Annotated in this window: 9 protein-coding genes; 1 reads left to right on the forward strand and 8 read right to left on the reverse strand. The window is 32.3% G+C overall.

All coding sequences use genetic code 11. The features are described 5' to 3' along the window. Positions 1-178 precede the first annotated feature (178 nt). From HNP99_RS03000 to HNP99_RS03010, 3 genes are all read right to left on the reverse strand, one after another. The gene (locus HNP99_RS03000; RefSeq protein ID WP_173851156.1) at positions 179-1,108 is read right to left on the reverse strand and encodes a 1-phosphofructokinase family hexose kinase; all 930 of its coding nucleotides are present in this window, start codon (positions 1,106-1,108) and stop codon (positions 179-181) included. 104 nt (positions 1,109-1,212) lie between these two features. Continuing rightward, entirely contained in the window at positions 1,213-4,863 is a 3,651-nt protein-coding gene (locus HNP99_RS03005) for an ABC transporter permease/M1 family aminopeptidase (RefSeq protein WP_173851158.1), read from the reverse strand. Further along, positions 4,857-5,741, reverse strand: coding sequence for an ABC transporter ATP-binding protein (locus HNP99_RS03010; protein ID WP_173838028.1), 885 nt, complete (start codon positions 5,739-5,741; stop codon positions 4,857-4,859). The genes HNP99_RS03005 and HNP99_RS03010 overlap by 7 nt, the downstream gene beginning before the upstream one ends. Before the next feature lie 163 nt (positions 5,742-5,904). On the opposite strand from HNP99_RS03010, the gene thiL reads away from it, so the two are divergent. Next, positions 5,905-6,951 carry a thiamine-phosphate kinase gene (thiL, locus tag HNP99_RS03015; protein WP_173838029.1) on the forward strand — a complete coding sequence of 349 codons (1,047 nt, stop codon included), beginning with the start codon at positions 5,905-5,907 and terminating at the stop codon, positions 6,949-6,951. Between the two features lie 57 nt (positions 6,952-7,008). On the opposite strand, the gene HNP99_RS03020 is transcribed toward thiL, so the two are convergent. From HNP99_RS03020 to HNP99_RS03040, 5 genes are all read right to left on the reverse strand, one after another. Continuing rightward, positions 7,009-7,701 carry a response regulator gene (locus tag HNP99_RS03020; protein WP_173851160.1) on the reverse strand — a complete coding sequence of 231 codons (693 nt, stop codon included), beginning with the start codon at positions 7,699-7,701 and terminating at the stop codon, positions 7,009-7,011. Beyond that, positions 7,691-9,754 carry a tetratricopeptide repeat-containing sensor histidine kinase gene (locus HNP99_RS03025; RefSeq protein WP_173851162.1) on the reverse strand — a complete coding sequence of 688 codons (2,064 nt, stop codon included), beginning with the start codon at positions 9,752-9,754 and terminating at the stop codon, positions 7,691-7,693. Before HNP99_RS03025 ends, HNP99_RS03020 begins: the two co-directional genes overlap by 11 nt. An 88-nt stretch (positions 9,755-9,842) precedes the next feature. Continuing rightward, entirely contained in the window at positions 9,843-10,109 is a 267-nt protein-coding gene (locus tag HNP99_RS03030; RefSeq protein ID WP_173851163.1) for a 3-oxoacyl-ACP reductase, read from the reverse strand. A 176-nt stretch (positions 10,110-10,285) separates the two neighbouring features. Beyond that, entirely contained in the window at positions 10,286-11,092 is an 807-nt protein-coding gene (locus tag HNP99_RS03035; RefSeq protein ID WP_173851165.1) for a LytR/AlgR family response regulator transcription factor, read from the reverse strand. 257 nt (positions 11,093-11,349) lie between these two features. After that, positions 11,350-12,891 carry a glycine--tRNA ligase gene (locus HNP99_RS03040; RefSeq protein ID WP_173851167.1) on the reverse strand — a complete coding sequence of 514 codons (1,542 nt, stop codon included), beginning with the start codon at positions 12,889-12,891 and terminating at the stop codon, positions 11,350-11,352. Positions 12,892-12,915: the final 24 nt, after the last annotated feature.

The following is a 12,915-nucleotide window of genomic DNA, read 5'->3' on the forward strand; positions in this document are numbered from 1 at the left end:
CCATTCAAAAAGGAAAAAATTATTTGACAAACATAGAAAGTTGGTTTTCTCTTAACTTTGAAGTAATGTTCGTTGCTTTAGGTATTTACGAAATCGTTCCATCTTTCAGAAAATTCAAAGCATGACAAATTTACTACTTATACTATCGCAGAGTAAGTAACACTTCCCCCTTTGGGGGCTAGGGGGATAACCATTCAAACAATCGGTTTGCATCTTCTACTTTAAACAACTGCGTTCCCTCATTCATTGTTGCTGCAGATCCGCAGGCTACTCCCCAACGCAATACTTCCTGCAAGCTTTTATTTTGCGAAAGCGCCCACACCATTCCGCCTACCATACTATCTCCTGCGCCCACAGTACTTTTTTTAGCTACATGAGGAGCTGGAACATAATCATACGAATCTTTTGTTACTAGCGCAGCACCTTGTGGACCAAGAGAAACAACTATAATTTCTGCGCTTCCTTGCGCAATAATCTTTTTGGCTGCTTGGTTTACCTCTTCCATTTCTAGGCGGTCTACACCTACTAATTTAGCTAGTTCTCCTACATTTGGTTTTATTAAATAAACGCTCGTTTCTAACACCTTTTTCAGGGATTCCCCTGAGGTATCTACAATCACTTTTATATTTGAATTCTTAGCGTGCTCGGCAATTTGTTTGTAAAAATCTGTCGATAGCCCGTCATTTAAACTACCACTTAGTACTAAAAAATCTGTAGACAAGGCTGCTATTTTTTCGAGTATCGTTTCCTTTTCACTTTCGCTTAAGGCAGCACCCGGAAAACCAAAACGATATTGGGAATTCGTATTATCATCTACCGCTACAAAACTCTCACGTGTCCAGTTTTGCACAGGGATTGGGTCGATGTTTATGGCTTCTTTAATAAGCAATTCTTTCATCATTTCGCCCGTAGGTCCTCCTGCTGTAAACAATGCAAGAGACTCCCCGTTTAAACGCGCAATCGCTTTAGAAACATTTATTCCTCCGCCACCTGCATCATAACGTGGGGCATCGCATCTTATCTTTTGTTCTGGCACTAAGCCGCGCAAATGCGTGCTTTTATCTAAAGCCGGATTTACTGTTACAGTTGTAATTTTATAATGTTTCATGTTATAAATTTAATGTTACGCCACCTAATTTCAAAATTAATAAAAGGCTTTTAAAATAAAAAAGGCGAAGAGAATATCCCTTCGCCTTTTGAAATTAAAACAAATTAAAGTTTTCTACGATTATCATCAGAATTGGTGTCAATCAATTTATTAAAGGGATCCACTCCAACCTCTGTAGGTTTTTCATCAACTATAATAGAAAGTTTATTGTCAATTTTATTGATTCTGTATTTTTTAAGATGCAGCTGTTTTTCAACCTTTTTATCTTTAACCTCGTCTTGTTTAAAGATTCCTATTTCGATAAAATCATTTAAAGGCAATGAACTAAGACCTATCTCGTCACCTTTTTTCTTATACGATATAGTCTTACCATTAGCGTCTTTATAGATTCGAGTTCCTTGATCATTTGAACGGTATTTAGCCACATTAAACTGAATATCTACTTGGTACTTCCCATTTTTCAATTTTTTACTCGTAACGTTACTAATGTTATTATCATACAAAGTGATAGTTTCAAACATATCCTTGATTGTATATTGTAAAGAATCTGGAGTCGCCGCTTTTAACATAGTCACTAGCTCAATACTATTGGTATAGGGAGCGTCTTGAAAACCAACTTTCTTTATGTAATCCTTTAAAACATTGTTTAAGTTTTTCTCTCCAATAAAGTCGCTTAGCGCATAAAAAACTAGCGAACCTTTGTTATAATGTATGTATTGCTGGTTTTCATTATACATAAGTGGTTGCTCTTTTTTGCGTTCTCTTGTTCTTCCTTGTAAGTACTTATCAAGGGCGACCTTAAGGAATTTACGCATTTGAGATTTACCATATTGGTGCTCTAAAACTTTAAGCGAACTATATTCTGATAAGCTTTCAGATAACATTGTGGCTCCCTGTACATTTGCCCCTATTACTTGATGTGCCCACCATTGATGAGCAACTTCATGTGATGTTATCGCAAAAGGATAATCTACCGCTTCTTGATCTTCGTCATCTACAGATGCTATGAAACCTATCGCTTCTGAAAAAGGAATCGTGTTTGCAAAAGATTGCGCAAATTCTCCACCAGTTTTAGGATATTCGATTATTCGAACCTGTTTGTGCTGATACGGACTAAAATTTGCGGTATAATATGCCAATGATTTTTTAACTCCAGCAATCATTCGATCTAAATTATATTCATGCCCTTCCTGATAGTAGATTTCGATAGCAACATCGTTCCACTTGTCTTTTTTGACCTTATACTTAGCTGAATTATATGCGTAGAAGTTCAGCATTTTTTGGTCCATTTTATAATGAAAATAGTTTCTTCCGTCTTTTTTCCATTGCTTTTGCAAGTAGCCTGGAGCAATAGCAGTTTGATCTCCCGCCGTACTAACTGTTGTTTCAAATCTTACCCAATCAGCATCGTTACTAATGTACGTATTCATTCTTGCAATAGAATCAGTAGGACTAGCCATACGATCCTTTGGCTTTAAACCATAGGTTTTTCTAACTTCATCATCTGTCAATTCACCTTGATCATTATAGCCTATTGACGGAAAAATGCCGTTGTTAATGAAAGTTCCATTAGCAATCACAGGAGAATTCGATCTAAAAACAGTGTTTGCTTCATTTTTAATTTCGAAATTCATTACAATAGAATCCCCTACATAAAGTGGCTGATCTAATTTATAAATATTGAAATTAAACACACTATCCTTTGACACTAATTTAGTTGCAACCGCAAACTTGATTTTAGTTTTATACTCATTATAGTCGATAAATATAGAGTCGATAGCTTGCTTGCTTTTATTCTTTAAAATGTAGGTTCCGCTTGCAACAAAATCTCTTTTATCAGGATATAAAGCCACATCAACATTGATTGCGGTAATACGCGGTTGTGCATAATTTTGATATTTCTTGTATTTCTTTTCCCAAGTCGCTTGTGATTTCTCATTATCTAAGTTAGAGTCATACTGGTGTAAAACATTATTTTGATAATAAAAAGTCGCACCCAATGCTAAGAACCCAATTAAAGACAAACGGATTAAAAGTGCTTTTGCCCCATGAAAACGTTCTTTAGCATCTTTTAATCTTGCCGAAGCTTTTTGCCCCATTCCTCTCGTCCAGAATAATAATGTAAACCCGAACAAAGCCAACCCTAACATAAACCAATACCCTTTATATAGGAAATAAAGCGGCAGGCTACTTCCATATCCATTCATATCAGAATATTGAAACCCACCATCACTATTGAATCTAAAAACACCCTGCTCTACACCAAGAGTTGGTAAATAAGCCAATCCTATTGTTAAAATTAGCAATACAAAAAATCCTAGTAAGTAGTTTTTAAAAAGTGTTTGTATAAAAAATGCTAAGAAAGCCCAGATTATAAAATTGACCAATTTTATAACATATAATTCATAAAGATAATGGCCTATTTCGAAATTATAATAACCATGATATGTTTGAATTGCTACACCAGCTATTAGAATTACTGCTAGTAAAACGATTTGCATTTTTACTACTGCTAGAAACTTAGAGACTAAAAATACCCAGTTAGGTGTAGGCGTTACATCTACTAAATGATTCATTCTAGTGGTAGCACCATGATGCGTAAGTATACCAGCAAATAAAAATGTTAGTAAATTAATAAACAAACCAAAAGTGCTTCCTGGTATCTCAAGCATTTGCCAAGTTGTAGGATAGGTACTTGTTCCAAAAATAACTCCAGAAGTCAGTGACGTTAACAATATAAAAACGAGCCCTACAATTACAATACTAATGAAAACCCAATTTTTAACGATAAAAATAAAGTCGATGTTCGAAAGATTCCAAGCTGTTTTTAGATTATTTTTTGTCGAATAATTAAAAGTAGTATTAGGAAGTTTTATTCTAGTGATACCTCCAAAATTATTTTTAGTAACGCGTTCTTCCTTTCTACTTTTTCCAAAAGTTAATGCCGTTTGTGTAAATGAAAAATAGCGATATAATAAAATAAATATGATGATTGAAACTCCTAACCACAACAACCTATTGTATATAATCACACTATCAAAAGGCAGTAAATTTACATTTTTCTCTGAAGCGGTCCAGTATTGCGTATAATAGGAAAGAGCCTCACTACCAGAAGGATTTAGAATTCCAGCTAAATAACGATTGTCTGTATCATTAGTAAAACTCCCTATAATAGCGTCTAAAAACAACATTACAATCACTGCAATAAATCCTACAGATATATTTCTAGTAATGGTAACGATCGCAAAAACGATAACCCCGTAAAAAAATAGATTCGGAATAACAAAGATGCAGTAGATTTGTAAGTAGGCTACGATACTGTATGGTCCTAACAAACTTTGATTAGTACCTGGTAAAAAACTTGCGAGATACGTGGCAACGCCAATACCCGCTACAATTAAGATTACTATAAAAAATGAACTCAAGAACTTCCCTAGTAAATAATCCATTTTAGTAAAAGGATAGGAAAAGAGAATAGTGTGCATATTATATTTAAAATCCCTGTAGATAGAAGCTCCAATAATGGTAGGTACTAAGAAATAGGTAAAGGTAGATAGCCCGTTTATTAAACCATTTAATGCTATGGGCGAGTTGACAAGAGTATTAGATGAGGTCGTTACTGTAAAACCGTCAAAAATACCTAGTGCAGCAGCAGCCATCAATAATGAGAAAATAAAAAATAACGCTGTATAAATGTAAAACGACGGATTTTTAAGCCACCTTTTTACTTCAAAAGTAAATATAGTTCCTAACATAATACAGTATCTTTTTTAAGTGCTACAAAATATACATCTTCTAATTGCGGAGCAGCCGTAACAAATTGTTCGTCAGGTTGCCCAATACTTTGCACTCTAATATTTAAGGTATTATCTTGATTGTAATTAGACGAGATAACATTAAATTTTTTCTCATTTTCCTCTAAGCTATCTCTATCAATAACCTTAGTCCATATTGTGCCCTCAAGTGCCGCAATAACTGCTGTAGGTGTCCCCTTAGTTAGAATTTTCCCTCCATTTAAAATGGCAACCTCATTACAAAGCTCTTTCACATCATCAACAATGTGCGTCGAAAAGATCACAGTATGATTTGTCCCTATCTCGCGTAACACATTCAAAAAACGATGTCTTTCTGCTGGATCTAAACCAGAAGTAGGTTCGTCAACTATAATTAATTTTGGGTTGTTCAACAGCAATTGGGCGATTCCAAAACGTTGTTTCATTCCTCCAGAATAGCCGTTTACAAATTTCATTCGAACTTCATACAAATTGGTCACCTCTAGGACTTGCTTGATGATCTCTTGCCTTTCTTTTTTACTCGAAATCCCTTTTAACTGAGCAAAATAATCTAGTAAGCTCTCAGCAGACATGTTAGGATAGACTCCGAATTCTTGCGGCAAATAGCCCAAAACTTTTCTTAGCGACATTTGATCTTCTAAGACATTACTACCATCAAATTCAATCGTACCCGAATCTGGTTTTTGTAACGTAGCAATTGTTCGCATCAATGATGACTTACCAGCACCGTTAGGCCCAAGTAAACCAAACATTCCAGTTCCAATTTCTAAATTCAAATTATCAAGTGCTTTTACACCGTTTTTATAGGTCTTACTAAGGTTAGTTATTTTCAGGTTCATTGTGAATAATTTAAATGGTTTATACATTAGTAGGTAAACAACTGCAATTGTTACAATAATATTAACAAGTAGTCGAAAATATTCTTACAAAAAATCAAATAGATGCTCCCTGAAAAATCACTATCTAATTATCTTTGTACCTTTGCTTTTTAAATTAAAAATAATGATTGAAGATAAAAACCCACAACGCACTAGTATTGCACAATTAGGAGAATTTGGACTGATAGATCATCTTACTAAAAACTTTGAGGTAAATCAAAGTTCTACGTTAAAAGGTATAGGAGATGATGCAGCTGTTTTGGATTTTAAAGAAAAAAAAGTAGTCGTTTCTACTGATTTATTGATAGAAGGAGTACACTTTGATTTGGCTTACATGCCCTTAAAGCATTTAGGATATAAAGCTGTAGTAGTTAACATCTCTGATATTTGTGCAATGAATGCAAAGGCAACGCAAATAACAGTGTCTGTTGCGGTGTCAAACCGTTTTCCACTAGAGGCTTTAGATGAATTATTTGAAGGAATTGCTCACGCTGCCGCAGAATATAAAGTAGATGTGATAGGAGGAGATACTACCTCATCTCAAAAAGGATTAATTATAAGTATCACTGCAATAGGTGAAGCAGACGAAGACGAAATCGTTTATAGAAATGGAGCAAAAAGTTCTGATTTATTAGTAGTTACAGGAGATATAGGTGCCGCTTATATGGGATTACAAGTTCTAGAAAGAGAGAAACAAGTGTTTCAAGTGAATCCAAATTCGCAGCCCGACTTAGATTTGTATACCTACTTAATTGAACGCCAATTAAAACCTGAAGCTCGTAAAGATGTACGTACTTTATTGCATGCCTTAGAAATAAAGCCAACATCCATGATTGACATCTCTGACGGTCTTTCATCTGAAATCATGCACTTGTGCAAGCAATCAAAGGTAGGTTGTAATCTTTATGAAGATAAATTACCCTTAGACCCACAATTAATAAGCGTGTGTGAAGAATTTGATATTGACAGCACCACTGTTGCAATAAATGGCGGTGAAGACTATGAGTTACTGTTTACAATTGCAATGGAAGATTTCGAAAAAATAAAAGCAAATCCTAATTTTTCTATTATTGGGCACATGGTTCAAGAAAGTGAGGGAATACACTTAGTTACTCGAGCTAACACCCGCATTCCTCTTAAAGCTAGAGGATGGAACGCATTAAGCGAATAACAAAAAAAGAGGCATCATTTAAAAATGATGCCTCTTTTTATATAAATAAAAATGTACTTAAAAAAGTAACCCTTTACTTCTTGCTTCACGAACTAACTCTATATCAGTACCTTCTGGTAAACCTAATATTTTTTTTAGGTTTAACTTTCGAACAGCAATAGCATTAGACGAAATAGGAATATACTGCATCATGTCTTTTGATTTTGTTCCTTTTGATAAATGAAATAAAATTTGTTTATCAAATATATCAATCTCAATTCTATGTTCTTGGGATTCTAACATTTTAAGAACCGAATTACTATAATAACGTTCGTTATTGATTACTTTATCAAAAGCAAAAAGCAACTCATTAAACGTTAGGTCATTTTTAATTACTAATCCATGTGGATTTATACCATCAATGATTGTTTGTATCTTGAGGAACTCTGTAAACATTGTAAGTAAAATAATCTTGCAATTAGGCATCTTTTCTAAAATTAGCCTTGCTAAATCCTCACCTGAATACAAACCTTTTTCTTCATAAGTTGGCATGCTTATATCTAAAAATGCAATATCAAAATCTGGTGTACTCGCATTTGTTATAATGTGATAAGCCGACTCGCAGTCTTTAGCTTCATCAATTATAAACTCATAATTATCAGGATGATATCTTGTAATTGCATTTTTATATCCTTGAATTATAAAAGGATGGTCATCAACAATTAAGATATTATTCTTAATGCTATTTGTTACAACAGAGTTACTTGTCATTATTGCTGGTATTTATTTTTTGTTCTAATGGAACTGTAATTGTTATCGTTGTCCCACTATTTTTTTTAGACTCAATATCAAAAGTTCCGTTACAATCTTTCGTTCTAGAGATAATATTTTGCAAACCTATGCCTTTTCTTTTTAATTTGGTGTCAAAACCGATACCATCATCACTAATTATTAATAGAAGCGTTTTATCTTGCTTTTTTAATTCTATTATAATCGTATCTGCATAAGCATACTTATTAATATTTTGTAATGATTCTTGAATGATCCGATATAAATTGATTTTTATTGAATTGACAATTAGCTCCCATTTAATATCTGAGTCAATATTAGATATCAGTTTACTTTTAAAAGTTTTGCGTTGTTCTTCAAATAAATCTTCAACAATTGCTACGAAGTTATTAATTAATCCTGATTTTTCTTTACTCAAATCATGTGAAATTTCCCGAATATCTTGTTCAACATTTTTAAGCTCAACTATGTAGTTGTCTCTTTGGTCCATTGCCAATTCATCTTTAAACCTATTCAAGCCATCTAAATTCATCCTGATTCCAAACATTTTTCCTAAGACGCCGTCATGTAATTCCTGTGCTAAACGTTTTCTTTCCTTTACCCTATTTACTTCAATGGTACTTTGTTGCGAGATCATTAGGTTATAAATCTCCTCGTTTGTTTTTTGTTGTTGTTGAATGTATACTAACTCTTTATTTTTTGCTTTTTGAGCTTTAATAATATACAAAAAAATACCCAATAAAATTACAAAACTAAAAATATAAACTAAATTTCTGTTTTGAGTTTCTAAATCTGAGTTCTTATCTTTTATTTGATCGGTTTCATATTCAATACGAGTGAACTTATCACCTATTTTTCTTTCTGCCTTTTGAAGTTGTTCATTATTCCTAATATATTCTTTTGAATAAATTGAAGCATTTGTAGGGTTAACAACAGAAAGCTGTTTAAGCGCAACAAGAATATCTCTGCGTACATTAGTTGTCTTAGTCAAAGAATATGCTTCTTTTGCAAATTTAATTGACGTAGCAGTGTCATGGACGGAAGCATAATATTCAGATAAATGTATTTTATTTATAAATATACCTGAACTTAACTTTAAACTATCTCTTATTTTGAGTGCCTCAAAAAAAAGTTTCGGAAGTTCAATGGTATCATTAGACATAAATTTAGCATACGCCAAGTTATCTAATAACATCGCATATAGTGCAGGTTTTTGGCCTTTTAAATTTGATTGTTTTAGTCCATCTTGAAAATAGATTTTAGCTAAACTCTGTTTTTTTTCGCTTAAATACAAAAAGCCAATATTATTATAGGAAGTGGCTTTAGATTGAAATACTTTAGGAATAATTTCATCATCACTTATTAGCAATGCCTTTTTATGGTACGTAAGTGCATTCTCGTATTCACCTAATTCGCCATATATAACACCTAACAAATTATAAGCATCATATAGAGTATTATTTGATTTCTTATCCTTTTTAATAAAACGTAATACGTTATATACTGATTTCTCTGAACCAAAGAAATCTCCAGCTTTAAATTGTAAATTTGCTTTATTAATTAATGTTTTACCTAAATTATAATTGTCTCCTAATTTAAAATATATTTTTTCAGCTTTATAATAAAATAGAAATGAACTATCTAATACTGACTGTGATTGATAATAATCACCCAAATAAGTATAGGCTTTTGTAATATTAGAAGTATCGCTTACTAATTCAGCTTTATCCAAAACTAAATGAACTGTTTTACTAAATCTCTGCCAATCATTTATATTATAATAACGGTTTGCGACTTTAAATAAATTTACTCTATAAAGTGAATCATTATCTTTTTCTGCAATTACATTATAGGCTTTCTGAGTATATGACAAGCGCTTTTCTACGGTTAAAGAAAAATCATTGGCTAAAGAAAAATAAACAGATAAACTATCTTCCGAAGATGTTAAAACTTTCTGACTTTCATTTTTCTGAGAGCAACTCATAAAAATAAAAAAAACAACCAATAATAAATAAGTAACTTTCAATTTGCGCATCGTTTTACCAAAAATAGTAAAATAAAACCACCAACATAAAAAAGGCCATCAAATAATTGATGGCCTTTTTTATTTATTTAATTTTTATTTAGTCGACTTTCACATTTCCTCCAACTGAATTTCCTCCAATTATATCATCTACCTTTACATTTCCTCCAACTGAATTTCCTCCAATTATATCATCTACTTTTACGTTACCACCAACTGAATTTCCTCCTATAATATCATCTACTTTAACATTACCGCCAACTGAGTTTCCGCCAATAATATTTTCACCACCATTACCTGGAGTTGTAAATGAACTCATTGTTACTACTAAAGAGAATAAACCGATTGTTGAGATTAATTTTTTCATGATTTGGGATTTTTATGTTGTTGTTAAATTTTACTTTTTTAGAACAGCTTTATCAGCGATTTCCTGATGTAAAATTATAACGACATCCCTCCTTTTCAACGCAAAATTAAGCGTATATGGTAAACTGTAGTAGTCTGATAGTAAACAGCTACCAAATTATGGTAACTGCATACATTTTAGATTTCAAGGTAATTGTTGCTTGAAATTTTACTAATTATAAGATCAATATTTGATTTGTATGTTTTAGAAAAAGGAAGTTTTGTAGCTGCATTTTTTATATGACAGATAGCATTTCCTGTATGAATTCTAGATATATAACTGCTGTTTACAATATAACTATTGTGAATCCTCACAAATGGGTAATACAATGTCGACTCAAAATGCTTCAATGTTTTGAATGCCGTTATCATTTCTCCTGTGTTTAAATGTATATCCGTTGAGTTATTATCAGCTTTGAGGTAGGTAATATCCTTTGTATCGATATACCTGTAGTCTCCATAAGATTTGATACACAAGATAAGCGCTTGTTGTGTAGGAGTAATTTTATCTTGTAACAAAATGGCCTGTGGAGTTAATTGATCATTTAAAGACATCCCTAACTCTTGTTCTCTACTTTTATTTAATTTTAAAATTAATTTAACCAAATCACTTTTTACTAAAGGCTTCAATAAATAATCTGTGACTTGATATTTGATGGCTTCAAAAGCTAGTTTTTTCTTTCTAGTAGTAACAATTATTTCTGGAACTTTTTTTAAATACCTATGAAGTTCATTAATCAATAATAATGATAATTTGCTTTTAATGTTTTTTGGATCAATTTCGAGAAAAACAAAATCTGGTTTGTGTTCTAAAATTAAATTTAAACCCATTTTATAATTATTTGCTGATGCTACAAAAACAAACTCTGAAAACCCATCAGCTACTGCCTGAGTCTCCAAAACATTTTGTTGATCATCGTCGATAATTATATATGAGTAGCTCATTTATATTTTTATAATTGTCTTTTCAATTTAAAAATAACTTTCTAGGTAAAGTTACTCCTTGAGGTTGTAATCAAAATTAAATTTACTTTTTTACTTTTTACAGTTTCTAAAATATCAATTTAACTCGTTAAAACACAAATATACACGATTAAAAGCGCTTTTCTTTTAAAATTGAGAGGAAGCTTTTTGCCTATTGGGCATAAAAAAAGGCTTTCCTCTACAGGAAAGCCTTTTTTTAATATGTTAATCTATAGTAATTACATTCTTTTTAACCAGTTTTTCATAGCTACTTCATTTTCGATAATAGCATTTAATTCTGATATTTTAACGCGATCTTGTTTCATAGTATCTCTATGACGAATCGTCACTGTTTGATCTTCGATAGTTTGATGATCTACTGTAATACAAAACGGTGTTCCTAATGCATCTTGTCTTCTATAACGTCGACCTACTGCATCTTTTTCATCATAAGTAACACTGAAATCCCACTTTAAATCTTCAATGATTTTATGTGCAATTTCCGGCAAACCGTCTTTTTTAACTAATGGTAAAACAGCCGCTTTTGTTGGTGCTAAAACTGAAGGCAATTTTAATACTGTTCTTGTTGAACCATCCTCTAAAGTTTCTTCTTTTAAAGAAGTTGCAAAAACAGCTAAAAACATTCTGTCAAGACCTACTGAAGTTTCTACAACATAAGGAACGTAGTTTTTATTTAATTCAGCGTCAAAATATTGTAATTTTCTTCCAGAGAATTTTTCGTGTGCTTTTAAATCAAAGTCGGTACGAGAATGAATTCCTTCTAGTTCTTTAAATCCAAACGGAAAATTAAATTCAATATCTGCAGCTGCATTAGCATAATGAGCTAATTTCTCATGGTCATGGTAACGGTAATTTTCCTTACCTAGCCCTAATGATAAATGCCATTTTAATCTTGTTTCTTTCCAGAATTCGTAGTGGATCATCTCATCGCCTGGACGTACAAAAAATTGCATTTCCATTTGTTCAAATTCACGCATACGAAAGATAAACTGTCTTGCAACAATTTCATTTCTAAATGCTTTACCTGTTTGTGCAATACCAAAAGGAACTTTCATTCTTCCTGATTTTTGTACATTCAAGAAATTTACAAAAATACCTTGCGCTGTTTCTGGACGTAAGTATAAATCCATAGCAGTATCTGCAGATGCTCCTAATTTTGTACCAAACATCAAATTAAATTGACGAACTTCAGTCCAATTACGAGAACCTGTTTCTGGACAAGCAATTTCTAACTCTTCGATTAATGCTTTTACATCTTCAAGATCTTCGTTTCCTAAAGAACGTCCTAAACGCTCTAAAATTTCTCTTTCTCTTGCTTTATACTCTACAACCCTAGTATTTGTTGAAACAAATTCAGCTTCATCAAAAGCATCTCCAAAACGAACTCTTGCTTTTTCGACTTCTTTAATTGCTTTGATATTTAGCTTTTCAGCATAATCTTCAATTAAAACATCAGCTCTATATCTTCTTTTTGAATCTTTATTATCAATTAATGGGTCGTTAAATGCATCTACGTGGCCTGATGCTTTCCAAGTTGTAGGGTGCATTAATATCGATGCATCAAGTCCTACAATATTTTCATTCATCTGAACCATTGATTTCCACCAATATTCACGTATGTTCTTTTTTAACTCTACTCCGTTTTGTGCATAATCATAAACTGCACTCAAACCATCGTAAATTTCGCTTGACGGAAAAATAAAACCGTACTCTTTTGCATGCGAAATTACATTCTTAAATATATCTTCTTGTTTTGCCATACTGCAAAAATATAAAAAGAGAAC

Origin of the sequence: Flavobacterium gelidicaeli, from assembly GCF_013294005.1 — a bacterium.
GTDB lineage: Bacteria > Bacteroidota > Bacteroidia > Flavobacteriales > Flavobacteriaceae > Flavobacterium.

Excerpts from the sequence above, each read along its gene's own strand:
- HNP99_RS03040 (WP_173851167.1), bottom strand. The coding sequence starts at position 12,891 with ATGGCAAAACAAGAAGATATATTTAAGAATGTAATTTCGCATGCAAAA.
- HNP99_RS03025 (WP_173851162.1), bottom strand. The coding sequence starts at position 9,754 with ATGCGCAAATTGAAAGTTACTTATTTATTATTGGTTGTTTTTTTTATT.
- HNP99_RS03020 (WP_173851160.1), bottom strand. The coding sequence starts at position 7,701 with ATGACAAGTAACTCTGTTGTAACAAATAGCATTAAGAATAATATCTTA.
- HNP99_RS03035 (WP_173851165.1), bottom strand. The coding sequence starts at position 11,092 with ATGAGCTACTCATATATAATTATCGACGATGATCAACAAAATGTTTTG.
- HNP99_RS03010 (WP_173838028.1), bottom strand. The coding sequence starts at position 5,741 with ATGAACCTGAAAATAACTAACCTTAGTAAGACCTATAAAAACGGTGTA.
- thiL (WP_173838029.1), top strand. The coding sequence starts at position 5,905 with ATGATTGAAGATAAAAACCCACAACGCACTAGTATTGCACAATTAGGA.
- HNP99_RS03005 (WP_173851158.1), bottom strand. The coding sequence starts at position 4,863 with ATGTTAGGAACTATATTTACTTTTGAAGTAAAAAGGTGGCTTAAAAAT.
- HNP99_RS03030 (WP_173851163.1), bottom strand. The coding sequence starts at position 10,109 with ATGAAAAAATTAATCTCAACAATCGGTTTATTCTCTTTAGTAGTAACA.
- HNP99_RS03000 (WP_173851156.1), bottom strand. The coding sequence starts at position 1,108 with ATGAAACATTATAAAATTACAACTGTAACAGTAAATCCGGCTTTAGAT.